Genomic DNA, 24677 nt, shown 5'->3' with positions numbered 1-24677 from the left:
CGCCCTGTATGACTCGTTTTTTACTTTTCTTTTGCCTACTGCTGCCCGCCGCGGCTTTCGGCCAGCAGCAACTTCCCAAAGTCCTGTTTGACGCCACCCGCGCCGAAATGGCCAACAACGCCGATTGGGTGCTGGACGCAGACGCCCGCAACCTGGGCATCGGCAGCGGCGGGGCCATGGTCACCGGCGCCGGCTCCGATTCCAACCCCCAGCGGTTCCCGACGCCCGCCCAGAGCGGCATTACGGCCAATACGCCCGAAACCTACTGGAGCGGGGCTTTGTCGTCGTGGGGTGTGGCACTAGTGAAGCGCGGCTACCAAGTCGAGACTTTGCCCAACGGCAGCCGCCTGACCTACGGCGACGCCTCGAATGTGCAGGATTTGAGCAACTACCAGGTTTTTGTGGTGTGTGAGCCCAACATCCGCTTTTCGGCCGCCGAGAAAACCGCCCTGCTGAACTTCGTCAAGAATGGCGGCGGCCTGTTCATGATTTCCGACCACGCCGTGTCGGACCGCAACAACGACGGCTGGGACTCGCCCCAAATCTGGAACGACCTGATGAGCACGAACTCCGTGCAGGCCAACCCGTTCGGCATCAGCTTCGACTTGAACAACTTTGTAGTAAATACCACCAACGTGCCAGCCCTGCCCGCCGATTCCTTGCTGCACGGCCCGGCCGGCAATGTGGCGGCTATGGAGTACCACAACGGCGCTACGCTCACCCTCACGCCCTCGGCCAATGCCAGCGTCCGGGGAATTATCTACAAGCTCGGCGTAAGTGCTACCGGTACTACGGGTGCTTTTATGGCCTATGCCCGCTACGGCCGCGGCAAAGTAGTAGCCCTGGGCGACAGTTCCCCGCCCGATGATGGCAGCGGGGACCCCGGCGACAGTCTCTACGACGGCTGGGCGGGCGAAGCCAACGGCGACCATGCCCGCGTGCTCGTCAACGCCACCATCTGGCTGGCGACGCCCAAAAGCCGGCCCCTGGCCAGCCGCAACGCCACGACAACGGCTACCTGCACGCTCTACCCCAATCCGACCAGTCAGCAAATTCACATCAGCCTCAGTGCGCCGGCCCAGCAGCTAGCGTGGTACAACGTAGTCGGGCAACGAGTAAGCGTCCCCACCATTGCCATAGCTCCCAACTCCTACGTGGCCGACCTGCGCGCGCAGCCGGTGGGGCTGTATTTTCTGCACGTCACGCTCAATAATGGACAAGTGCTGATGCGGCGCGTCGAGCGGCGCTAGGCGAAGACGTTAGGCGCTAAGCGGCCGGGTCACGGCGGCGCAGGCCCTCGTTGGCGGCGGGACGGCGGTTCTGATAAAAGCGCTGCTCATTGTAGGGGTCCTGGTCGTAAAATCCTCCGGGACGAGCTTCGGGCAAGGGTAGCTTCAGGCTGCGCAGCATGGCTTCCTCATACTCCCGGGTAATCTGAATTTCCTCGTAAGGCGGGTAGTCCAGTACCGACTCCTTGTTCAAGGATGGCACAAATACATTGTCGCCTTCTTCATCAAGGGCCGCTACGCCCACCGGAATCAGGATGTGCCGCTCGTGGCGGTTGACGTTGAGCGAGGCATCCAGCTCCACGTCGAGGTAGCGCACCTTCAGGGCTTCTTCCTCCACAATCAGCTCGTAGACGTCGCCAAACTTGTGGCCGTCGCCGCCGCGCACGGCCCAGCCGCGTACGTCGGGGCTGCCGTCGGCCACTTCAAAGTCGGTCAGGTCGCGCAGGCGGCGCAGGTGCATGCCTTCGGCGGAGGGAATAGGGGAAATCGGCTCCATGAGTCGGAATTAGCAAGCAAGTGAAACGGTAACAAAGGCAAATAAGGCCCCAGAACTAGGGCGTAGGCTCGTTCAGCGTCTGCAGAATGGTGGCCGCTTTGGTGAAAAACGCCTGCAGGGCGGGCTGGTCGGCGGCCGTGGTGCGCCCCGATAAGGCCCGGGCCTGTTCGCCGAGCTCCGCCACTGGTTTTTCCAGGTCGGGGTAGCTTTTCTGCTGAATGGCTTGCAGCAGGCCGGCCACCGCCACAAAGCCCGGCCGCAAACTGGCGTTGGGCTCCGAGCTACGGCTCATGGCGCTGGTCAGGTCGTTGCGCCGCTCGGCCACGGTAGCGTCGCCGCGCAGGTCGGCCCGGTCGGCCAGGGCGCTGAGCGAGGAAGTCAGCATCTGCAGCCCCCGACGGCCGTAGTCCGGACTATCGGCTTCGCCGCGGGCAAAGGTGTCCAGTTCGTCGGCCGTGGCCGGAGCTTCTTCGGCGGCCATGTCGGCTACGGCGGCGGCGTCGCCACCAGCGGCAGTTCCTTCAGCAGGCGGGGGCGACGCCTGAGCCGTAGTATCGGCCTCGGGTGCAACCGGCGTGGCGCTGGTCGTGGCCGGGGCTGGCTGCTCGGCGGGCGTGGTGGAGTCGGAGCGAAACAGGAAATACCCCAGCAGGCCCAGCGCCACAAGCACGAGCAAGACCAGAAGCCAGGGACTGGGAGAAGACTTTTTACGCTGAATGTTAATGTCGGCCATGAGAATCGGAAACTGCTTTTGCCAGTGAGTACGCAAGGACGGCAAAATAGATAGGCCGCCGCTATATAGCCCCGCCTGCTACCCTGCCCGGCTGGCCTAGCCTGGGTCAGGCCCACAGCCCGAAGCCCCGGCGGCGCCGGCCCATAACGGGAGCAGCGCCGCCGGGGCTTCGGCAGGTTTGATCAGAAAAAGGCAATCCAGCCTTACGCCGGCACCTTGCGGTACATCTTGGCCAGCTGCTCCACGGCGTAGTCTACCTCTTCGGCGGTATTGTATTTGCTCATCGAGAAGCGAATGGCGCCGCGCTGCGGGTCGCAACCTAGGGCCGTCAGCACGTGGGAGCCGGCATCGGCGCCGCTGCTACAGGCCGAGCCGCCCGACACCGACACCCGGCTGATGTCCAGGTTAAAGAGCAGCATCTCGCTCATGCCCGACGGCGGCAAGCTTACGTTCAGCACCGTGTAGAGGCTCTGGTCGGCGTGGGCCGAGAGGCCATTGAACTGCACGTCTTCAATTTCGCTGGTCAGACGGGCAATAAACCGGTCTTTCAGGCCCTGAATGTGCTGCTGATGGGTGTCCATGTCGCGGTAGGCAATTTCGAGGGCTTTGGCCAAGCCAATGATGCCGTACACATTCTCGGTGCCGGCCCGCACGTTGCGCTCCTGGGAGCCGCCGTGAATGAGCGGCGAAACGTGCACCTCGGGCCGCCGGTAGAGGAAGCCGACACCTTTCGGGCCGTGAAACTTGTGCGCCGAGCCCACCAGAAAGTGGTTTTTCAGCTTCTGTACGTCGTGGCGGTAGTGGCCCATCGTCTGCACCGTGTCGGTGTGGAAAATAGCCTGGTGCCGCTGGCAGATGTCGCCAATGGCTACAATGTCGTTCAGGTTACCGATTTCGTTGTTGGCGTGCATCAAGCTCACGAACGAGCGGCCATTGGCACCCAGCAGCTCATCCAAGTGCTCCAGGTCCAGGCGGCCCTGCTGGTCGTGGCGCACGTAGCTGAGCGTGATGTCACCGGTTTTTTCCAGAGCCTGCAGGGTGTGCAGCACCGCGTGGTGCTCCAGCTTGGAAGTCACCGCATGCTTCAACCCCAGCGTCCGGATGCTGCCGAAAGCGGCGTAGTTGTCGCCCTCAGTACCGCCGGAGGTAAAGGAAATTTCGGCCGGCGCGGCGTTGATCAGGTGAGCAATGGTCTTGCGGGCATTCTCAATGGCTGCCCGCACCTTGCGGCCGTGGCCGTGAATGCTGCTGGGATTGCCGTAGTGCTCGCGCAGAAAGGGCAGCATCGCATCCAGAACTTCCGGATCGAGCGGCGTGGTCGCCGCGTTGTCAAAATACACGGCCATGGGTGTGGTCGTGGAGGCGTGCGAATCGGGGTGGAGAGGCATACGCGCAACTAAGGTGGAGGGAGGTGGACGGCTACGAGAGAGAATATAGCCGCACAAAAATAAAGGATTCCCGCTTGGCAGCCGGAATCCTTTAGCAATTGGGGCAAAAAGAGGCTTAGCTCTTCAGCGAGATAATCTCCTTAATGTCAGCAATAATCTTGTTGGCCAAATGGTCGGCCGTGGCGTTGGAGTCCGATTCGGCGTAGATGCGGATGATGGGCTCAGTGTTGGACTTGCGCAGATGTACCCACTCCTTGTCAAACTCGATTTTGACCCCATCAATCGTGTTTACCGGCTGCTTGGCGTAGCGCTGCTGCATCTGCACCAGCACTTGGTCGGTGTCAATTTCGGGCGTCAGCTCAATCTTGTTCTTGGAGATGAAATAGCCCGGGTACGAAGCCCGCAGCCGCGTCATGGTCAGGTTCGACTTGGCCAGGTGGCTCAGAAAAAGCGCAATGCCTACTAGCGAGTCGCGGCCGTAGTGCAGCTCGGGGTAGATGATGCCGCCGTTGCCTTCGCCGCCGATAATGGCGTTGGTTTCCTTCATCTTGGTTACCACGTTCACCTCGCCCACGGCAGCAGCCGAGTAGCTGCCGCCAGCCTTTTCAGTCACGTCGCGCAGGGCGCGGGTGCTGCTCAGGTTGCTGACGGTGTTGCCGCCCCCGTTCTGCTGCAGCACGTAATCGGCCACAGCTACCAGGGTATATTCTTCCCCGAACATAGAGCCGTCCTCATTCACCAGGGCCAGGCGGTCCACGTCGGGGTCCACGACGATGCCCAGGTCGAAGGAGCCTTTCTCCAGCACCCGGGCAATGTCGCGCAGGTTTTCGGGCAGGGGCTCCGGGTTGTGGGCAAAGTCGCCGGTGGGCTCACAGAACAGCTTTTCCACTTTCTCGACGCCCAGGGCCTCCAGCAGCATGGGCACCACGATGCCGCCGGTGGAGTTAACGCAGTCGATAACGACGCGGAACTTCTTGGCCTTAATGGCTTCCACGTCCACCAGGGGCAGGGCCAGAATGGCTTTGATGTGCTTTTTGAAGAAGGTGTTGTCGGTCGAGTACTGGCCCAGCTTATTGACCGGGGCAAAGTTGAAGGCTTCGTTGTCGCCCAGGGCCAGTACGGCCTGCCCTTCCTCGTCGGAAATAAACTCGCCTTTGTCGTTGAGCAGCTTCAGGGCGTTCCACTGCTTGGGGTTGTGCGAAGCCGTCAGGATGATGCCCCCACCGGCTTTTTTGGCTGGCACAGCTATTTCCACGGTTGGCGTCGTGCTCAAACCCAGGTCGATAACGTCGATGCCGAGGCCGCGCAGGGTTCCTTCCACCAGCTTGCTGACCATCTCGCCCGAAATGCGGGCGTCGCGGCCGATGACAATCGTGTTGTTCTGCGTTTTCTCCAGTACCCAGGTGCCAAAAGCCGCCGCGTACTTCACTATGTCAATAGGGGTCAGCCCTTCGCCGGCCGCGCCGCCAATAGTGCCCCGGATGCCGGAAATTGATTTGATCAGTGCCACAAGCAATGTTTGTTTTGAAGTGCAAAAGTAGAGAAATGGCCCTGCTTTTCTACGAAAGTATTTCGCAGCGCTCCGGTGGCCGGCCCGCCCCTGCCTTCACATACGTATAGCCCGCCCGGGTTGGGTGCCGTATATTTGAGTAATGGAAACACAACCCTCAATGCCCAACCGGCGCGCCGAACAGCTGGCCGCCTTCGGCCGTCTGCTCGACGTGCTGGACCGTCTGCGGGCCGAATGTCCGTGGGATAAGAAACAAACCATGCAGAGTTTACGTCATCTCACTATTGAGGAGACTTACGAACTCTCCGATGCCATCCTGCGCGACGACCTGGCGGATGTGAAGAAGGAACTCGGCGACGTGATGCTCCACCTCACGTTCTACGCCAAAATAGCCTCCGAGACGGGCCATTTTGATATTGCGGACGTCCTCAACGCCCAGTGTGAGAAACTCATCTTCCGTCACCCCCACATCTATGGCGACACCACCGTGAACGACGAGGAAGACGTGAAGCGCAACTGGGAACAGCTCAAATTGAAGGAAAAAGGCAACTCCTCGGTGCTCGGCGGCGTTCCTACCTCACTGCCGGCCCTGGTCAAGGCCATGCGGATTCAGGAAAAGGCCCGCGGCGCCGGCTTCGATTGGGAAAAACCCGAGCAAGTATGGGAGAAAGTGCAGGAAGAGTTAGGAGAATTCGGAGTTGAGTATGCCCACACTAACCCCGAGCAGCGCAATGCGGAGCGGGCCGCCGCCGAATTTGGCGACCTACTGTTTTCGCTCGTCAACTTTGCCCGATTCGCGGGCATCAACCCGGAAGAGGCCCTGGAGCGAACCAACCGGAAGTTCATTCAGCGCTTCCAATACCTGGAAACTGAGTCGGCCCGGGATGGGCACCGGCTGGCCGATTTGAACCTGGCCCAAATGGACACGTACTGGGAGCGAGCCAAAAAACTCAACTTAAATCAGCAAGAAACCGACGGGCAGAAATAGCCTTTTTTTAAGGCCCTACCCGTTTTAAAGCGTTTAAACGCATTTTCCATTTGGCAGCACGTAGGTTTTTATTTAGGTTTGCCAAGGATACTCTGAATTCCTAACGGCCCCGCGCACGAGCAGACCCACACTTTCCGTTCTCTAAACGGGCCCAGTGTGCGGGTGAGCGGGGCGCTGCTGTCTTCAGGCTATCCGGCGTACATTTTCTTCACTTTTTCACCTTACAGAGTTCAACCTTTCACCACCAACCCACTAATTCTCCGGAACAATGGAACAAAAGAATGCCATGAATAAAAACGTGCGGCCCGCCGCTCCCGCTGCTCCCAAGGGCGAAGCGAAAGGCGGTTCCGCGTTTGCCGCCATCGTGATTCCACTGGCGTTGATCGTATCGATTATCATCTTCAAATTCGTTTTTGGTAACCCCGGCAACTTCCAGGGCGGTAATCCTGAGAATAACCCCCTGCCCGGCAACTATCTCGGCATTATCTACAAGGGTGGTGTCATCGTACCGATCCTGCTGACGCTGTTCCTGCTGGTAATCACCTTCTCGATCGAGCGTTTCCTGACCATCAGCAAGGCTAAAGGCACCAAGAGCATCGAAGCCTTCATCCGCAACGTGCGTCAGAAGCTGAACGTAAACGACATCACCGGTGCTCTGGCCGCCTGCGACCAGCAGAAAGGCTCGGTAGCCAGCGTAGTGAAAGCCGGCCTGGGCAAATACCAGGAGATGGCCCGTGAGCGTGGCCTCGACAAAGACTCGAAAATTGCTGCCATTCAGAAGGAAATCGAAGAGTCGACGGCTCTGGAACTGCCCATGCTGGAAAAGAACCTCGTTATCCTCTCGACCATCGCTTCGGTAGCTACCCTGATCGGTCTGCTCGGTACGGTATTCGGTATGATCAACGCCTTCTCGGCTCTTGCTAACGCCGGTGCTCCTGACGCCGTAGGTCTGGCCAACGGTATTTCGGAAGCTCTGATCAACACGGCACTGGGTATCTTGACCTCGGCCCTGGCCATCATTGCCTACAACTTCTTCACCAGCAAGATTGACGAGCTGACCTACAGCATCGACGAAGCTGGTTTCAGCATTATCCAGACGTTTGCTTCGCAGCACGGCGAAAAAGAAACTTATACTGCTTAATCTGCGGTTACCGCACTAAAGCAGCGTTTCTAAACGTTTCTGAATAAAGCTCTTTAACCACGCTCGCAATGCCAAAAGTAAAACCTCATAGAACGTCCCCCTCGTTGGATATGACTCCGATGGTGGACTTGGCATTCCTGCTGGTGACCTTCTTCATGCTCACCACCAAGTTTGCTCCCGAGGAAGCTGTAGTGGTGGATACGCCCTCATCCACTTCCGAAATTCGCCTGCCGGAAAGCCATGTTATCACCATCTCGGTGGACAAGGACAAGCGGGTATTTTTCGGGATGGACGACGCCAAACCCAAGCTGGACCTGTTGACCCGGGTAGGTGCTAAGTACGGAGTAAGCTTCACGGCTGCTCAGGCGAAGACCTTCTCCAACCTGTCGAGCTTTGGCGTACCGGTACAACAGCTTCCCGACTTCCTGAGCCGCGACAACGAGCAGCGCAAAGCCATCAAGCAGCCTGGCATCCCTGCCGACTCCTTGAACAACCAGTTTATCGACTGGGTGGTAGAAGCGCAGGCCGCCAGCCGCAAGGAGTTCGGTAAGCCCGCTTTCGTCGCTATCAAAGGCGACGGTAACGCGGACGTACCAACCGTGAAGAAAGTCATCAAACTGCTGCAGGATAAGAACATCAACCGTTTCAACCTGATTACTGACTTGGAGTCCAAGCCGGTAGCCGGGAAATAACCGACGCAGAGAAATGGCAGAAATACAACAACAAGCCGACTCCGGTAAAGGAGGTAAGAAGCGGGCCAAGAAAATGTCGACCAAAATCGACATGACGCCGATGGTGGACTTGGCCTTCCTGCTTCTGACCTTCTTCATGCTGACGACTACCTTCAGCAAGCCGACCGTGATGCAGCTCACCATGCCGGTGAAACCGAAGGCGAACGAAGAGCAGACCGAGATTAAGGCCTCTGACGCTTTCACAGTTTTGCTAGGCGAAAACAACAAGATCTATTATTACGATGGCTTGTTGTCGAGTGACGTAAAGCCGGAACTGCAGGCCTCGAGTTACGATGCTAATGGTATCCGGAAGACTTTGCTGCAGCGCCGTCAGGCTAACCCCAAAGTGGTGGTGCTGATCAAGGCTGCGGACAAGTCCAATTACAAGAACATGGTTGACATCCTCGACGAGATGAACATTACCGACCAGAAGAAATACGCTCTGGTTGACATCTCGAAGGCTGATGAGGACCTGATTAAAACTTCAGGGCTATGATGGATAACACGCAATTAAGCCAGGCGTCTTTCAACGACATCGTCTTTGAAGGTCGTAACAAGGCTTACGGAGCTTACGTGCTCCGGCGGTTGTACAACAAGCACGTTACCCGAGCTCTTCTCATCGCCGTTGCCCTCCTGGCCCTGATGGTAAGCTTCCCGCTCATCGCGCGGATGTTTGCCAAGGACGAGGTGGTAAAGGACGACAAGATGCTCAAGGTAAACGAGCTGATGGAGGCACCGCCGCTGGACGAAACCAAGCCCCCACCACCCCCACCGCCACCCGAGGCGCCGCCACCACCGCCACCAAAGCTTTCTACCATCAAGTTTACCCCGCCGGTCGTTAAGAAAGACGAGGAAATCAAGAAGGTAGAAGAGGTGCCGGACCAGGAAGAACTGGAGGACAAAGTAGTAGCTACCGAAACGGTAAAGGGTAACACCGACAACCCCGCTGACCTTAACGGTCTGGGGGATGAGCCGACGAAAGTAGTAGAAGAGGTAGTAGAGAATAAGGTCTACACGTACGTAGAACAGATGCCTACTCCTCCCGGCGGTATGGAAGGCTTGCTCTCTTATCTGGGCAAAACCATTAAATATCCCGCTTTGGCCCTGCGCAACCAGGTTGAAGGCAAAGTGTTCATTAGCTTCGTGGTAGGCCCGACGGGTGGTATCACGGATGTGAAAGTGACCAAAGGCATCGGTGCCGGCTGCGACGAAGAAGCAGTTCGCGTTATCAAGGCCATGCCCGCCTGGACGCCTGGTAAGCAGAACGGTCGTCCGGTAAGTGTTTCGTACACGGTTCCGGTAACCTTCGCTATCAAGTAATACCCCCGCTTTTCAGCTTCGGCTGCTGAGCACTAAGAGCCCGAATTGAGCAACTGCTCAGTTCGGGCTTTTTCGTGCAAAAAGAATTCGGCTTGCCGCATACTTTTCCCTGTAGGGCCTCCGTTTTAGATTTGAAAGCCAGGAAGATGAAGTGGAACCCGTGAGACAAATGGCTTGGGTAATGCGTGCCTGTGAATCCCGTTTCACCTTTAGCCCATATGTCCCATGAACACCACCAACCTGCACACCGCCTCGCTCGATGAAATCATCTTCGAGGGCCGCAACAAAGCTTACGGCGCCTTCGTCCTGCGCCAGCTCTACAACCGCCACCTGGCCAGGGCCCTGGCCATTACGGTAGCCCTGGCCCTGCTTCTGGTCAGCAGTACGCTGGTTATGCAGCGGCTTTTTCCCTCGGTGCTGCCCAAGGCCTACGTAGCCCCGGATAAGCTCACTATCCTTTCCGACATTACCCTGCCAGCCGAGCCAAAGCACATCGACACACCAAAGCCGCCCGTGACTCACCAGCAGCCGGTGGTAGTCACGCCTCGCGCCGACGTAGCTCCGACGGTGGTAAAGGACGAACTGCTTACCAAGCCCATGCCGACGACAGAGCCAGTCGTAGGGAATGATAATAACCCAACTGACGTCAAGCCCGGTGACGGCGTCGTAACTACTGGGCCTGGTCTGAGCGTGCCCGGCACCGACTCGGGCACGACTACGGCTCCGCCGCCGGCCAAGCCGTTTGTGCACGTGGAAGTAATGCCGGAGTTTGCCGGGGGCATCAATGCCCTGCGCAAATACATGCAGAGCAACCTGCGCTACCCCAAGCAAGCCCTGGCCAATGCCGTATCGGGTAAGGTATTCGTTTCGTTCACGGTGCAGGCCGATGGCTCAATTTCCGACGTGCAGGTGCTCAAAGGCCTGGGCTACGGCACTGACGAGGAAGCAGCTCGCGTGGTAAGCTCCATGCCTTCCTGGACGCCAGGGCGGCAGAATAGCCGACCGGTAGCCGTGCGCTATACCCTGCCCATCACCTTTCAGTATCAGTAGTAAAGTACCAAAAGTGAGTCAGCTTATGAGTTGTGATTCAGAGGCTTACTCAATTTAGCATTCTATATATAGCCAAAAATCAACCGGTATACGTTATACCGGTTGATTTTTGGCTTTTTTTGCAGACAGCTTCATCTATTCATCACCGGAAGCTTAGTAGCTGAGCGAACGAGAGCGTGGTAGTTTTACGTTCTACGCTCAGAACCTCTTCTTTTGCCCCGTTTATGTTTGATCGTCCGACTACCGAAGAACGTCTGAACCGGAGCTCCTCCCGGGGCCTGGTGCCGTACTTCACCCTGCTCATGGCCCTCGTATATACCGGCCTTGGTATTATGATGTGGTTGCCCCAGGCCAATATATTTGCCCTACCCACCACCACCCGCCGGATTTTAGGCTCGGTATTCATCTTTTACGGAATTCTTAGATTTGCCCGTACCTACCGCCAGCACTTCCAACAAAATAAAAATCATAATGCGCGCTAACCTACATCCAACGGGCTTCTCCCTCCTGCTGAGTGGCCTATTGTTGGCTGGCTGTAATCAGTACAAGGGTCCCGCGGAGGATATGTCTGACACGCCGACCAGCGGTAAGCTGAGCATCAGCGTCGACGAAACGTTTGCTCCGATTCTGCAGTCGCAGGTGGATACGTTTCAGAAACTCTACCCAGCGGCCCGGATTACGGCTTCCTACAAGCCGGAGGCGGAGGCCATGCAGGATCTGCTCAGCAACAAAGTGCGCGTGGCCGTGGTAACTCGGCAGCTCAGTGCCGAAGAGCAGGCCGAGTTTGACCGGCTGAAAATTGTACCCCGTATTGCCCGCCTCGCCACCGACGGCCTGGCCATCGTGGTACACCCCAGTAATGCCGACTCGCTGCTAACGGTGGCCAAGCTGCAGGATATCTTTACCGGCAAAATCCAGCAGTGGCCTCAGGTGAGTGGCAAGAAAGGCCTGGGCGACATCAACGTGGTGTTTGACACGAACCACTCCAGCACTACGCGCTTCGTACAGGATTCCCTGACCAAGGGCGCCCCGCTGACCAAGCGGGTTTTTGCGGCCAAATCGAACCCTGCTCTGCTTGATTACGTTGCTACTCATCCGAATGCCATTGGGATAATTGGCGTAAACTGGATCAGTGACCGGGACGATGCATCGGTACAGAGCTTTCTGAAGAAAGTGCGGATTGTGGGCGTTAGTGCCAAGCCTGCCCCGCAAAGTGCTGACGACTACTTGCAGCCCTACCAGGCCTACCTGGCGCTGAAAACCTACCCCCTGCGCCGGGATGTATACCTGATCAGCCGGGAGGCCCGTGCCGGGCTTGGCACCGGTTTTGCATCCTTTGCCGCAGGTAACAAAGGCCAGCTGATTGTCCTCAAGTCGGGGCTGGTTCCGGCAACGGGCCAGATGCGAATCATTGATACCAACAAGCGCTAGCCCTGCTTTTTTGTCTTTCCATTAAAAACGCTTTCCACCAAACTTTTTGCACATGAACTTCAAGCCCTGGAAGCTCTCGCTCCTCGCTGCCTTGTCTGTTTCCGGCTCCGCCGCTTTTGCCCAAACGACTCCCCAGAAATCGATTGAACTCGGCCGCTACAACGAAGCCCGCGCGGCTTTGCTCCGGCAGGGAGCCTCGAACGAAACCTCTTTTGAGCTGGGTCGTCTGTACCAGATGCGCGACATGCCCGACTCGGCGGCTTATTACTTCAACCGCATTTCGCTGAACCCCAAAGACGCTACCACGATGGTAGCGGCCGGCCGCGCAGCCCTCGCCCAAGGCAAGAATGCGGAAGCTCAGATTCAATTTGATAACGCCGTGAAGGCCACCAAAGGCAAAGATGCCAAGGTGCTGACCATGATTGCCCAAGCCTACGCCGAATCGGACGTGAAAGACGCTTCGAAAGGCCTGTCGTACGTGGAGGCAGCCCACAAAGCCAACAAACTGAAGGATGACCCGGCGCTGATGATTGCCCGCGGCGATATTTACCTGAAGCAGGAAAACGGCGGCGGTGAAGCTATGAACAGCTACGACCGTGCCGTTCTGGCTGACCCGAACAACGTGCTGGCCTATTATCGCAAAGGACAGCTCAACGTTCGTTCGCGCAACTACAACGAAGCCCGGGACGCTTTCCAGAAGGCCATTTCTCTGGATGCCAACTACGCTCCGGCTTACAATGCCCTGGCTGAAACCTACTTCTACGCCGGAAAGTATGACGACGCCCTGTCGAACTTCCAGAAGTACACGGGCCTGGCCGAGAAGTCGTCGGACACGGACGCTAAATATGCTTCGTTCCTGTTTCTGACCAAGAAGTATCCCGAGGCGCTGGTTGAAATTCAGAAGGTATTGGCCCGGGAACCCAACAACGTGACCATGAACCGTCTGAATGCCTACTCGCTTTACGAAGTAGGCAAGAACGACGAGGCTATTGCCGCCATGGACAAGTACATGAAACTTACGCCCCCCGAGAAGATCATCAAGGAGGACAACGTGTACTACGCCAAAATGATGGCCAAAGGCGGTAAGGGTGAGCAGGGCATTGCCATGCTGCAGAAGGCCATTGCGGCCGACCCCACCAATGCTGACCTGCAGAATGACCTGGCTACGGCTTACCTGGGTGCCAAAAACTACCCCATGGCCATTGCTACCTACAAGGCTAAGATGAAGGGTCAGGGTGGTCTGACCGACCAAGTGCTGCTGGCCCGGGCCTATAGCCTGAACAAGCAGTACGCGCAGGCTGACAGCCTCTACGGCATTGTGCTGACGGCTCGTCCGACTTACGCTCCCGGCTACCTGATGCGCGCCCAAGCCAACTACGGTATGGACCCGGATTCTAAGCAGGGCCTCGCTAAGCCCTACTATGAGAAATACGTGGAAGTAGCCAAAGCCGACCCAGCCAAGTACAAGGACGGCCTGGTGGAGGCCAACAGCTACCTGGGCTACTACTACTACCAGAAAGGCGACAAAACGGCTGCTCTGCCTTACTACAAGGAAGTTCTGGCCCTGGACCCCAGCAACCAGAATGCTAAGTCGGTGGTGGACAGCATGACCCGCCCGAAAACGGCGACTAAAGCTCCGGCCAAGAAGAAGTAATCTTTCTGGACTTCGCACCCAAAAAAGCCTGCCTCAGCTATGAGGCAGGCTTTTTTTATTGGCTTATACCAATGCGACTACGCGTGCTGGGTGGCGTACTGTTCCCACTTTTCCAGGGCGGCCACAAAGTCGGCGGGCAGCTCGGCTTCAAACTGCATAGTGTCGCCGGTGACGGGGTGCACGAAGCCCAAGGACTTGGCGTGCAGCGCCTGCCGGGGCATCAGCTCAAATACATTCTCGACGAAGGCCTTGTAGGAGCCCGTGCGCTGCCCGTAGAGCACTTTGTCGCCGCCGTAGGTGGCATCCGAAAACAGCGGGTGGCCAATGTGCTTCATGTGGGCCCGAATCTGGTGGGTGCGGCCGGTTTCGAGGTTGCACTGCAGCAGGGCCACGTGCCGAAACGTTTTGAGCACTTTATAGTGCGTTACAGCGTGCTTGCCCTGGTCACCCTCCGGGTATACGGCCTGCACCTTGCGGTCCTTCAGGCTGCGCCCAATATGGCCCGTAATGGTGCCCTCCGTTTCCTTGGGGATGCCCCACACCAGCGCCAAGTAGGTTCGCTCGATGGTATGGTGAAAAAACTGCTGGGACAAGTGCGTCATGGCCCATTCCGTTTTGCCGATAACCAGCAGCCCGGAAGTGTCCTTGTCGATGCGGTGGACGAGGCCGGGGCGAATTTCACCATTGCGGCCCGTAGGTAGGTTGCTCAGGTGGTAGGCCAGGCCGTTGACCAGCGTCCCGTTCCAGTTACCAAAGGCCGGGTGTACCACTAGGCCCGCAGGCTTGTTGACGATGAGCAAGGACTCGTCTTCGTAGCGGATGTCGAGGTCCATGGGCTCGGGCACCACTTTCACGTCGCGCGGGGGCTCGGGCAGCGTGATGGTGATGACGTCGAAGGGCTTGATGCGGTAGTTCGACTTGACTACCTTCTCATTCACCTGCACCGCTTCGGCCCGAATGGCGTTCTGAATCTTGGTCCGCGACGCATTCGAGAGGCGGTTCATCAGAAACTTGTCGAGGCGCAAGAGTTCCTGGCCCCGGTCGACGCGGATACGGTGGTGTTCGTAGAGCTCATCCCCTTCCTCACTTTCGTCGTCGGGCAGGTCGGGGTCGGGCAAGTGAGAATCGGACAAATCAGACATGATGAGCAACTCGAAAAAGAATGGAAACAAGAAAGCCGGAGCATGGCGCTCCGGCTTTCAACTTCGAAAAAGTGGGGACCTTACTTCTTCGACTTGGTTTTGGTTTTGGTAGGCGTGCTAACGGGCGTAGCGGCGGGCGTGGTAGCAGCGGGAGCAGCTTTGGCCGCGGGAGCAGAACCGGGCGTAACACCCATTTTCTTCAGCACCAGGTCCGAAATATCACCTTCCTTGGGGCCGTGCAGCAGCACTGGGCTGGCACCGTCCGAGTTCAGCACGTAGGTGTAACCGTTTTCCTCGGCTACGGCATCAATGGTCTTCTGCAGCTTGTCCAGAGCGGGCTTCAGCAGGGCCTGCTGCTTCTGCTGCAGGCTCTGGTCGGCGCTGCGCTGAAACTCCTGGATGGAATTCTGCAGGCCGGTCAACTCTTTCTCTTTATCGGCCCGTACTACTTCGGTCATGGTCGAAGCGCCTTTCTGGTAGGCTTCGGCTTTGGCTTGGTAGTCGGCGTACTTGCTTTTCAGCTGGGCTTCGAGCTGGGAGCTGTAGGCTTTCAAATCCGACTCAATCTGCCGGCTTTCCGGCATCTGGCTCAGAACGTATTCTACGCTGGTATAACCGATTTTCAGGGGGGCTTGCGCCAGTGCCGAGGTGGCCGTGCTGATGGTAAGAACGGCTACAGCTAGGGCAAGACGGAATTTGTTCATGATGTTCATTAAGGGGAAACTTTCAGAAAGTTAGGTTGCAAGGGCAAAGTTAATTTTTTCGGCTAGCCGGGCGCGTATTTGTTGCCTTGGTGGGCTGGCGGGTCCGGGTGGCGGGAGCAGCATCCGAATCGGTAGCCGTATCGTCACCCGCCGGCGTCTTCGGGGTAGTCACAGTCCGGACGGCACCTTTCTGGCCCGGTTGGTTCCGGTCTTCAGATGCTAAACCCAATTCTTCGAGTACAAATTCCGTGTAGTCGTGCGTGGGGTTGGTATAAAGCATCGTCAGGTCACCAGCTTTGTCGAAAATAATGGCCAGCTGCTTCTTCTTGGCCACTTTCTCAATGGCTTCGAACACCTGATCCTGCACGGGCTTGGTCAACTCCTGGCGCTTTTTGAACAGCTGCCCTTCGTAGCCGAAGATCTTGTTCTGGTAGGCCTTCACGTCCTGCTCCTTCTTGAGAATCTCGTCCTGCCGCTTTTTTTTCATGGGCTCGGTCAGGAGCACTTCCTCTGCCTGGTAGTTGCGGTACAACTTGTCCAGGTCTTTCTTCTGGCTCTCAATATCCTTCTGCCAGTTGGCCGACAGCGTGTTCAGTTCCTGCTGAGCCTGCGAATAGGCCGGCATCTTACTCATAATGAACTCAGAATCGACGTAGCCGAATTTCTGGGCCAGAGCGGCGGGAGCCGACAGAAGCAGGAGCACGCCCAGCAGAAGGAATTGGAGCTTTTTCATGTCAAGTAGATAGAGAGTAACGGGCGGGGCAAACCGCCAAAGACTTAGCGAATCTGCTGACCAATGATGAAGTGGAAATGGCCTTTGTCCTGCAGGGCCTGGCCGGAAGTGTACCGGGGCACCGCGTCGAAACCGTAGCCGTAGTCGAAGCCAAGCAAACCGAATGCCGACATGAAAATCCGGGCGCCTACGCCCACCGAGCGGTACAGCTTGTAGGGGTTGTAGTCCTGGTACCGTTCGAAGGCGTTGCCGGCTTCGGCGAAACTCAGGATGTACACCGTGGCCGCCGGGTTCAGCGACACTGGGTAACGCATTTCCAGTACGTATTTATTGTAGGCCACCCCGCCGCTGGAGTTCGGGTTTTGAATGGAGTTGGCATTGTTAGGGTCGTCGTAGCCCCGCAGGCCCACGTATTCGGTGCCCACCAGGAAGTTCGACGAGCCGCCGTAACCCAGGCCCGAGCCGCCCAGCTTGAACCGTTCAAACGGACCAATGGCGCGGCTGGAGTTGTAAGTACCAATGAAGCCGAAGTGGGCCCGGGTGTTGAGCACTAGCTTGCCCACGATGGGCGTAAACCACGAGGCGTCGAACATCCACTTGTGGAATTCCACCCACTCGTTTACGCTCGGGTGCGAACCTTTGAAGATGGAGTACGGTGGGGTCAGGTTTACGCTCAACGACAGCGAGGAACCCCGACGGGTGTAGGTCGGGTTGTCGATGCTGTTGCGCGACAGGGTCGTGTTGAAGGTAATGTTGGTAGCATTACCCGTACCGTTGGCGAAGCCCTGGATGTAGGGGTAGTTCTTGAGCTTGTACTGGCTCACCGACAGCGAGTTGCTCAGCGTGAAGTAGTCGTCGGGCACGCGCAGGCGGCGTCCCAGGCCCAGCGAGGCGCTGTTCACCTTGATGGACTGGTCGTTGTTGGCGTCGAGGCTGGTGCCCACGCGCTGAATGCTCTTGTTGAGGCTAAACGACAGGGAGTTGGGCTTGCGGCCACCCAGCCAGGGCTCGGTAAAGGAGAAAGAGTAGGCCTGGTACTGCAAGCCATTGGCCTGCACGTTCAGGGCCAGGCGCTGGCCATCACCGGCCGGAACCGGCGTCCAGTTGCGCAGGCTGCCGGCTTTGCGCAGGGAGAAGTTGTTGAACACCAGGCCTACGGTGCCAATAAAGCCCGCGTAGCCGCCCCAGCCGCCCGAGAGCGTAATCTGGTCGGAAGGTTTCTCGACTACCGTGTAGTTGATGTCCACAGTACCTTCGGCCTGGTTAGGCACGGGGTTCAGGCCAATCTTTTCGGGGTCGAAATAGCCCAGGGTTGCAATCTGGCGCTGGGAACGAATCAGCAGCTCCCGGTTGAACTTGTCGCCCGGCAGGGTCTGCAGTTCCCGGCGCAGCACATGGTCACTGGTTTTGGTGTTGCCGGCAATGTTAACCTCCTTGATGCGGGCCTGCACGCCCTCGCTGATGCGCATCTCGATGTCAATCGAGTCGCCTTCCACCTTGGTTTCGACCGGCTCAATCTGGAAGAACAGGTAGCCGTCGTTCATGTAGAGCGAGGTTACGTCCTGGCCCGTGGGGTTGTAGTTCAGGCGCTTGTCCAGCGTTTCCTTGCTGTACACGCTGCCCTCCTTGATACCAAGCACCGAGGCCAGGGTTTTGGAATCGTAGAGGTAGTTGCCGTTCCAGGTAATGTGGCGGAAGTAGTACTTCGGGCCTTCATCCATCTTGATGCGCAGCGCCAGGCCGTCGTCGGTGCGGATCAGCGTATCCGATACAATGGCGGCGTCGCGGTAACCCTGGGCGTTGTAGAACTCAAGCAGCTTGTCTTTATCCGACTCGTACTCGGCCTTCTGAAACTTACCCGAGGTCAGGAACTTGTAGGATTTCCGCTCCTTGGTCTTCTTCAGCTTGCCTTTGAGCTTCTTGTCTGAAAAAGCCTCGTTGCCTTCGAAGGCAATATCCCGAATGCGGATTTTGTTGCCCTTGTCCACCTTGATATTCAGCACCACGCTATTCGACAGGCTCGAATCCGGCGTTTGCGTAATCGTGGCCTTTGCGTCAAGGTAGCCCTTGTTGGTGTAGAACTTGCGTACCTGAGACTTGGTATTATTCAGCAGGGCATCGGTCACCACCTTGCCGCGGATCAGCTTGATCTTGTTTTTCAGATCATCGGCCTGGCCCTTGCTGATACCAGAAAACTCAAACTTGGATAGGCGGGGCCGCTCCTTGAGGTTAAAGTCCAGGTAGATTTTATTGCCTTCGATGCGCGAAATAGACACGCTCACGTCACCCAGGATACCCTGGTCCCAGAGGCGGCGAATGGCTTTGCCAATTTCCTCCCCGGGTACCGTTACCGGGTCCCCGATTTTCAAACCCGTTAGCCCGATAAGCGTATTGGTATCTAAGTAGGAAGCTCCACTGACGGTAATGCCGCCGAGTTCGTAGCGTTGAGGCTCCCCACTGCTAGCCGAAGAAACCTGAGCCCAGGTCTTGGGCGCGGCAGCCGCTCCACCCAGAGCAAGCACCGTTAGCAGCAGGAGAAATTTATTCTGAAAAGAAATCATTCGAAAAACTTACGAAACGGTTAGCTGCTCACTGGTTTTGCCAAAGCGCCGCTCCCGGCGCTGATAGGCCTGGATGGCGTCGTAGAGGTGCTCACGCCGAAAATCCGGCCACAGTACCTCCGTTATGTAGAGTTCGGTGTACGCCAGCTGCCACAGCAAAAAATTACTGATGCGCTGCTCTCCACTGGTCCGGATCAACAGCTCCGGATCGGGCATGCCGGCGGTGGCGAGGTAACCGGCAATAGTATTCTCGGTTACCTGCTCGGGCTGCACGCTGCCACGGGCTACATCCGCCGCCAACCGCTGGGCCGCCTGCGTCAGGTCCCACCGGCCGCTGTAGCTCAAAGCCAGCACCAGCGTCATCCGGGAGCCGCCTTTGGTGAGCTCAATGGACTCGCGCAATTCCCGCTGGCAGGATTCGGGCAAGCTGGCCACGTCGCCAATGGACTGCAGCCGGATGCTATTCTTGAGCAGCGTGGGAGTTTCCTGCCGGATGGTGTGCACCAGCAGCTGCATCAGGGCCATGACCTCGTGCTTGGGGCGCGCCCAGTTCTCAGTGGAAAAAGCGTACAGCGTCAGGTAGTGAACCCCCAGCTCAGCGGCACCTTCCACAGTTTCCCGAACGGCAGTAATAGCACTTTGGTGCCCGAAAATGCGGAGTCCACCTTTTTTTTTGGCCCAACGGCCGTTACCATCCATGATGACGGCAACGTGGGCAGGAATATTCTGAGTGTCTAGTTCGGACCGGGCGGCCATCGGTACTTTTTGCGTAAAGAGGCTGCAAGTTACGCAAATGGTTGCATTAAGCCCCCGCCCATCCGAGTTCTACCGCAGCAGTTTAGGATTAGACTTGTAGGAATCGGGACAGTGAATTTTATAAAAGGTATAAGAAACACTCAATCCGTTATAGAAATACCAGTCTTGGTCGTGGGTATTCACCAGGAGCGGATTTTGGGTGCTTAAGTGGTCCAGGTCGTCCGTAAAGGCTTTGCGGGCCCCAGCTTCCAGGCCCAGGTTCCAGCGGGGAGACAGGGCCAGCTTAAAGCCAATACCGGCCGGAATGGCCAAGCCCAGCGTGCTGCCATCTTTTTCCAGCTGGTCGAGGCCAGCATTGCTGGTAGTGCGGGTGCGGGCCAAAAACCCGGCCACCCCCACGAAGACGTAGGGCGTAAAGTGTACCTTCTCCTTGCGGTTGCGGTAATCGAAGAAGTTGTATTCCACGGCTGCCGCGGCTTCCAGAATATTTCCTTTGACGTTGGTTTGCCGGTAGGCCGGCAGCGGGGCCACGTTGCCATTCACCCCCTGCACGTTGGCATCATCGGCACGGACCAAGCCCCAAAGGGCACTGCCGCGCAGGGTAATGGGCGCCGACAGATCCTTGCGGTAGAAGATGGTAGCCGCGGGCCGATTATTATTGAACTTATAGGCCGGGGCCAATTCTCCTTTGTACACCATTCCCCCGATACCAATCCCGAGTTCACTCGTGTTCTGGGCGGCAGCGGAGAAAGCAAAAAAAACACTCCCGGCTTGCACGAAGCAAACAAGGAGTGTTTTGAAGAGATTCGAATGCGTCATTAGACTAGCTGTGAGTTGGACCCGACAGCCAGCCAGAACGGGCTATCGGAATTTGGGGCTTTTAACGCGCGGAGCGAGAATGTAGTTTACGTTAAGACCGGTAACGATGTACCAATCCTTTTCATTGCCCTTGCCGCGCATTTCGCCAGATACGTTGAAGTTAGGATACGATCCATCATCCGTACGAGTGATGCCCCGGCCGAAATATTTGGCGGCGGGAGTTGCCAGCTGCGCGTCAGGAATGTAGTTCTGACTTACGTCATCCAGGTAGTCGGTGAACGTCTTGCGCCAGCCGATTTCCAGGCCAATATCGAAGCTTTTGTTGACTTTGTAGCGAACACCGCCACCGAACGGAATTGAAAGGCCAGTCAGGCTATAATCGACACCTTCCGTGCGCAGAGGCTGCAGGTTCACGTATGACCCTTCCGAAAGATCTGAAGGAACAACCCCACCACGTACCAAACCCTTAGGGTTGTGGTGAAATACGCCGATACCAGCGAATACGTAAGGAACGAAGTCCGGACGCTTGATATAGTTGTTGCGGTTAGCAATCAGGTCGAACACACCCACGGCCGACAGCTCAAGGATGTCGTTGCGGAAGTTCATGTTGCGGTGGTAGCGGAAACGGGCGTCCGGATCGGTTTTGTCAGCGGCTTTCTCATCATCACCGGTGATACGGCCGTAGGCAAAAGCAACACGAGCCGAAATCCGGGGCGCAAAGCGGTGGGTGAAGTTTACGCCGATGTTAGGGCGAGTGGCGGCAAAACGCAGGCTGGGAATGCTAGCTTTCGGTACAATGTCACCGAAGTAGTTCATTGCGTTGATGCTTACGCCAACCGAGTTGTACTGCTTTCGCTTACTGAACTGTTGCGCACTCGCCTCCGTGGCGACCAGCGAAATCACTAGCAGCAGAGCCAAGATGTTGGTGAAGAAATGCTTCATATTGAGCGAGATTAAGGATATGCGAAGAAGGTGAGCGTCGTTAAAACCGTAGGGGCACGAGTTCAGTTAGTGACAAAAGTAGAGGTTGCCGGGAACTTAAAAAAGAAATACAAGAAAAAGTCAATGTATTAGAGCAAGATACCGGCCGGATTACGCTTGTCGAGCCCCCAGTTTAACTTACTGCGCAACGTAGTCAGAAAGTTAACGTGGTTGAGCTTTACCAAGCGCACCGCAAAATTCTCGCGGCGAACCGCAATCTGGATACCGGCGTCAACGGCCACCGAGCGCGAGTCGAGGGAGAGCAGGAAGTTATTGCTGCGGCCCTCAATCTCGAAGGAAATCACGCTGCGGTCGGAGACGATGAGCGGACGGACATTCAGATTGTGCGGACATACGGGAGCAATGATAAAATTGTTGGTCTGGGGCAACATTACGGGTCCACCACAGCTCAGGGAATAGCCGGTAGAACCCGTGGGCGTGGCCACGATCAGGCCATCGGCCCAGTACGAATTGAGGTACTCGCCGTCGATATACGTGTGCACCACAATCATGGAGGACGTATCGCGCTTGAGAATCGAAAACTCGTTGAGGCCGAAGTTGATACCATCAAAAACTTCCGGATCCGTCTCGACCCGGATCAGGCTGCGCTCTTCCAGGACGAAGTGACCTTTAAAGAGGGCATCAATGGCCTGGGCGATGCGCTCGACGGTGATGGTGGCCAGAAAACCCAGTCGGCCGGTATTGATGCCCAGAATCGGAATTTGCAGGGCGCCCACGTAGGTGACCGTGTCGAGCAGGGTGCCGTCGCCACCGATGCTAAAGACAAACTGCACGTCGCGCAGGGAGTCGCCGCGGCGGAAGGTACCGATGCCTTCGGGCAGGCGCAGGCGGTTGTCGAGGTAAGTGCGAAACGACTCGACGATGATGACTTCGGTGCGGCGCGCGACGAGGTCGTCGAGCAGGGCCTGCAGAAACGGCAGGGTTTCTTCGTCGAAGGGTTTGCCGAGAATCGCAATTTTCATAACAAAAACGTAACCAGCAGCCGGCTTACTGCCGGGGCTAGATGGGAAATTCAGTGCGCAGAAAAAACCCGCCTTGCCCGAGGACATTGCGGGTATACTCGAGGGTAATGACCCGGTCGTAATACGTGACTAGGTGCAAACCGATGCCGGCGGCGGCCTGCAGGCGGTTGGGCAGGCGGCTGCCGCGCTCGGCGCTGCGGCTGGCCACGTAACCAGCGTCGGCAAAGGTATTTAAATATAGCACCAACGGGATGCTGTTGATTTTGGGGTTGTCGATGCCGCCGAGCCGGAGGCGGCCCGCGTCCCAGAGGCGGTAGGAGACGCCCTGCTGCACCAGGCCGTAGTGCCGGCCGTCGACAACGTACTGGTCGTAGCCGCGCACCAGGGCGCTGTAGCCCAGGGCCCGGTTGTCGGCGTAGGCTACCCGCTCCCCGACCCGCACCTGTCCTTGGATCCCAATATTGTAGTAAAAATCGTGTCCCAGCGCTACGTATTTTGCTACTTCGGCCCGCAGCGTAGTAATGGGCGGGGCCTTGGTGACAAATACGCGCTGAATCAGGCTGACTTGCAAGTAGTGCCCGGTGAGCGGGTAGGCGAAGGTGTTGCGGTGGTTGAAAATGGTGGTCAGGGCCACATCCACGTAGTCGCGCCGGTTGCCGGAGAGGTAGTAGTCCGGATTGCGACGCACGATGGAGTCGGAAATGGTTTCACGGTGGTAAGACACGTCGAGCAGGGTGCGGCGCTGCACGGTGTAGCGCCAGCGCAGCCCGGCCGTGACGTAGCGCCGCTCGATGGGAAAGCCGGCATCGTCGCGGAAGTTGATTAGCCGGTCTTCCACGGTGGCATAGTCGAGGGAATGGCTGCGGAAATAGGACCCACCCACGCCGAAGCCCAGGCGGCGGAGCTTGCCGTAGCCGGGCGTGTCGTAGAAGAGCTCATACTTGCGGTTGAAGCCCAGCTGCAGGTTGCCCCTGATTTCCTCGTTGCGCCCCCGGAAGTTCTTACGCTCCACGTGCAGGCCGTAATCTACCCGGCGCCACCGGTCGGGCCGGTCGAGCCAGGACCGGAAGTTGCGGTCGGCCAGGGACAGAATCGGGATGGGAAAGGTGTACCAGCGCTCCTGCACGCTAAAGAGGATGGTCAGCTCGCCGTTGCGGCACACGGGCTGCACCAGCACCCGGTGAAACAGCTGCAGGTTGAACACGCGCAGGCGGTTGGCTTCGAGGCGGCGGGCCAGAGTAGCAGCCCGAAGCGTATCGCCTTCCCGGAAGTCGAGCTCGGCCCGCAGAATCCGCTCCTTGGTGACGTCGTTGCCCACGAACAGGATCTGGCCCACGCGCAGCACGGGGTAGCCGGGGCACTGGGCCAGGATGAGGCTATCCAGCGGAGCCCGGCGCACCGAGTCGGGCAGAGTGGCAGCCGCGGCTATGAAGCTGGGTAGCCCACCAAGCAGCAGAAGCAGAAAAATAGCCCGGAGCGTGACGCGGTGCGGGTTACGCTGCCTAGTGCCGGGCTTATTAGGCCGGGCACTATCGGGCAACGCCACTGGTTCAGGAGGCAACACGCGGGCGGGAATAGGACACCTACAGGCTCAGGTACTTGAGCAGACCGTCGAAGCGCTCCTGCTCATTTTCACCTACTTCGCCGGCCCCGCTAAACTGGGCGGTAATGACGTAGCCAAACCGCTCGAGCGTGGCCGTAATGCGGGCCATGTTGGGGGTATTGAGCTTTAGCGTCAGGCGAATCTTGTAGGGGTCGTGCTCGTCCTGGGCTACGTGGGCACTGAGGACCTTGGCGTTGTTTTCCTCGACGTAGCGGCTAATTTGGGTCAGGGAATAGTCACGCTCATCCATGGACAGCACCAGAATACCACCTTGGCCGGCGGCAATGGGCAGTTGGCCGAAAGCGGCCAGCGTATCCCCCACGGTAACCACGCCCAGGTATTCCTGCTTGTCGTCGAGCACCGGCACGAGCTGCACCTTGTTCTGGATGGCCAGCTCCATGATGCTGTAAAAGTGCTGGTCGCGCTGCACGTGTACGTCGGCAAAGCCGAAGGCGACGCTGGTGAGGGGCTCGTCGGGCTGGTCGTGGTCGAGCAGATCGGCTTCGGTAATCAGGCCACGGTAGAGGCGGTTGTCGAGCACGGGCAGTTGGCCAACGTGGAATTCTTCCAGCCACTTGGCCGCCTTCCCGGCTGAGTCCGACACCTTCAGCGGCGGAATCATTTGGTTGAGCAAGTCTTCAGCAATCATCGAATGCATGGGCGG

General features: G+C 57.7%; 24 protein-coding genes. 10 read left to right on the top strand and 14 right to left on the bottom strand.

The features are described 5' to 3' along the window. The first annotated feature begins 8 nt into the window (after window positions 1-8). Window positions 9-1250 (top strand): T9SS type A sorting domain-containing protein, encoded by a 1242-nt coding sequence (locus CLV45_RS22115; protein WP_100338658.1) that lies wholly within the window; start codon window positions 9-11, stop codon window positions 1248-1250. A 16-nt stretch (window positions 1251-1266) separates the two neighbouring features. Here CLV45_RS22115 and CLV45_RS22110 read toward each other — a convergent pair whose 3' ends face one another. The 4 genes from CLV45_RS22110 to glmM form a co-directional block, all read right to left on the bottom strand. Beyond that, on the bottom strand, window positions 1267-1785 hold the full coding sequence (locus tag CLV45_RS22110; RefSeq protein ID WP_100338657.1) for a PRC-barrel domain-containing protein: 519 nt from the start codon (window positions 1783-1785) through the stop codon (window positions 1267-1269). Between the two features lie 55 nt (window positions 1786-1840). Further along, window positions 1841-2518 (bottom strand): hypothetical protein, encoded by a 678-nt coding sequence (locus CLV45_RS22105; RefSeq protein ID WP_100338656.1) that lies wholly within the window; start codon window positions 2516-2518, stop codon window positions 1841-1843. Window positions 2519-2721: 203 nt separating this feature from the next. Further along, window positions 2722-3864: a cysteine desulfurase family protein gene (locus CLV45_RS22100; protein WP_100338655.1), complete on the bottom strand. Its 1143-nt coding sequence runs from the start codon at window positions 3862-3864 to the stop codon at window positions 2722-2724. Window positions 3865-4021: 157 nt separating this feature from the next. After that, window positions 4022-5416 (bottom strand): phosphoglucosamine mutase, encoded by a 1395-nt coding sequence (gene glmM / locus CLV45_RS22095; RefSeq protein WP_100338654.1) that lies wholly within the window; start codon window positions 5414-5416, stop codon window positions 4022-4024. A gap of 142 nt (window positions 5417-5558) precedes the next feature. On the opposite strand from glmM, the gene mazG reads away from it, so the two are divergent. From mazG to CLV45_RS22050, 9 genes are all read left to right on the top strand, one after another. Further along, window positions 5559-6404 carry a nucleoside triphosphate pyrophosphohydrolase gene (gene mazG, locus CLV45_RS22090; RefSeq protein ID WP_100338653.1) on the top strand — a complete coding sequence of 282 codons (846 nt, stop codon included), beginning with the start codon at window positions 5559-5561 and terminating at the stop codon, window positions 6402-6404. A gap of 268 nt (window positions 6405-6672) precedes the next feature. Further along, window positions 6673-7545 carry a MotA/TolQ/ExbB proton channel family protein gene (locus tag CLV45_RS22085; RefSeq protein WP_245882956.1) on the top strand — a complete coding sequence of 291 codons (873 nt, stop codon included), beginning with the start codon at window positions 6673-6675 and terminating at the stop codon, window positions 7543-7545. Between the two features lie 68 nt (window positions 7546-7613). Further along, the gene (locus CLV45_RS22080) at window positions 7614-8237 is read left to right on the top strand and encodes an ExbD/TolR family protein (RefSeq protein WP_100338652.1); all 624 of its coding nucleotides are present in this window, start codon (window positions 7614-7616) and stop codon (window positions 8235-8237) included. A gap of 13 nt (window positions 8238-8250) precedes the next feature. Next, on the top strand, window positions 8251-8772 hold the full coding sequence (locus tag CLV45_RS22075; RefSeq protein ID WP_100338651.1) for an ExbD/TolR family protein: 522 nt from the start codon (window positions 8251-8253) through the stop codon (window positions 8770-8772). Further along, window positions 8769-9596 (top strand): energy transducer TonB, encoded by an 828-nt coding sequence (locus tag CLV45_RS22070; protein WP_245882954.1) that lies wholly within the window; start codon window positions 8769-8771, stop codon window positions 9594-9596. The genes CLV45_RS22075 and CLV45_RS22070 overlap by 4 nt, the downstream gene beginning before the upstream one ends. 225 nt (window positions 9597-9821) lie before the next feature. Beyond that, entirely contained in the window at window positions 9822-10646 is an 825-nt protein-coding gene (locus tag CLV45_RS22065) for an energy transducer TonB (RefSeq protein ID WP_100338650.1), read from the top strand. Between the two features lie 224 nt (window positions 10647-10870). Continuing rightward, window positions 10871-11128 carry a hypothetical protein gene (locus tag CLV45_RS22060; protein WP_100338649.1) on the top strand — a complete coding sequence of 86 codons (258 nt, stop codon included), beginning with the start codon at window positions 10871-10873 and terminating at the stop codon, window positions 11126-11128. 82 nt (window positions 11129-11210) lie between these two features. Next, on the top strand, window positions 11211-12077 hold the full coding sequence (locus CLV45_RS22055) for a PstS family phosphate ABC transporter substrate-binding protein (protein ID WP_245882953.1): 867 nt from the start codon (window positions 11211-11213) through the stop codon (window positions 12075-12077). 52 nt (window positions 12078-12129) lie between these two features. Beyond that, complete coding sequence (locus CLV45_RS22050) at window positions 12130-13731, top strand: tetratricopeptide repeat protein (protein WP_100338647.1); 1602 nt, start codon at window positions 12130-12132, stop codon at window positions 13729-13731. A gap of 77 nt (window positions 13732-13808) precedes the next feature. Here the strand turns inward: CLV45_RS22050 and CLV45_RS22045 are convergent, their stop codons facing one another. The 10 genes from CLV45_RS22045 to CLV45_RS22000 all read right to left on the bottom strand — a co-directional run bounded on the left by CLV45_RS22045 (window position 13809) and on the right by CLV45_RS22000 (window position 24662). Further along, entirely contained in the window at window positions 13809-14873 is a 1065-nt protein-coding gene (locus tag CLV45_RS22045; RefSeq protein WP_100338785.1) for an RluA family pseudouridine synthase, read from the bottom strand. A gap of 80 nt (window positions 14874-14953) precedes the next feature. After that, entirely contained in the window at window positions 14954-15577 is a 624-nt protein-coding gene (locus tag CLV45_RS22040; protein WP_245882952.1) for an OmpH family outer membrane protein, read from the bottom strand. Window positions 15578-15626: 49 nt separating this feature from the next. Then, complete coding sequence (locus CLV45_RS22035) at window positions 15627-16310, bottom strand: OmpH family outer membrane protein (RefSeq protein WP_100338645.1); 684 nt, start codon at window positions 16308-16310, stop codon at window positions 15627-15629. Between the two features lie 44 nt (window positions 16311-16354). Then, on the bottom strand, window positions 16355-18871 hold the full coding sequence (gene bamA, locus CLV45_RS22030) for an outer membrane protein assembly factor BamA (RefSeq protein ID WP_100338644.1): 2517 nt from the start codon (window positions 18869-18871) through the stop codon (window positions 16355-16357). A 9-nt stretch (window positions 18872-18880) separates the two neighbouring features. Continuing rightward, entirely contained in the window at window positions 18881-19627 is a 747-nt protein-coding gene (locus CLV45_RS22025; protein ID WP_100338643.1) for an isoprenyl transferase, read from the bottom strand. Between the two features lie 69 nt (window positions 19628-19696). Beyond that, window positions 19697-20446, bottom strand: coding sequence for a type IX secretion system protein PorG (gene porG / locus CLV45_RS22020; protein WP_100338642.1), 750 nt, complete (start codon window positions 20444-20446; stop codon window positions 19697-19699). A gap of 42 nt (window positions 20447-20488) precedes the next feature. Beyond that, window positions 20489-21388: a DUF6089 family protein gene (locus tag CLV45_RS22015; protein WP_100338641.1), complete on the bottom strand. Its 900-nt coding sequence runs from the start codon at window positions 21386-21388 to the stop codon at window positions 20489-20491. A gap of 128 nt (window positions 21389-21516) precedes the next feature. After that, complete coding sequence (locus tag CLV45_RS22010) at window positions 21517-22410, bottom strand: NAD kinase (protein WP_100338640.1); 894 nt, start codon at window positions 22408-22410, stop codon at window positions 21517-21519. Between the two features lie 37 nt (window positions 22411-22447). Beyond that, window positions 22448-23974, bottom strand: coding sequence for a BamA/TamA family outer membrane protein (locus tag CLV45_RS22005; RefSeq protein WP_100338639.1), 1527 nt, complete (start codon window positions 23972-23974; stop codon window positions 22448-22450). 19 nt (window positions 23975-23993) lie between these two features. Beyond that, window positions 23994-24662 carry a CBS domain-containing protein gene (locus CLV45_RS22000; protein ID WP_245882950.1) on the bottom strand — a complete coding sequence of 223 codons (669 nt, stop codon included), beginning with the start codon at window positions 24660-24662 and terminating at the stop codon, window positions 23994-23996. Window positions 24663-24677 lie beyond the last annotated feature (15 nt).

This window comes from Hymenobacter chitinivorans DSM 11115 (assembly GCF_002797555.1).
GTDB classification, from domain to species: domain Bacteria; phylum Bacteroidota; class Bacteroidia; order Cytophagales; family Hymenobacteraceae; genus Hymenobacter; species Hymenobacter chitinivorans.
The sequence above is the reverse complement of the archived record's forward strand: the minus strand, read 5'-3'. Positions and strand labels throughout refer to the sequence as shown.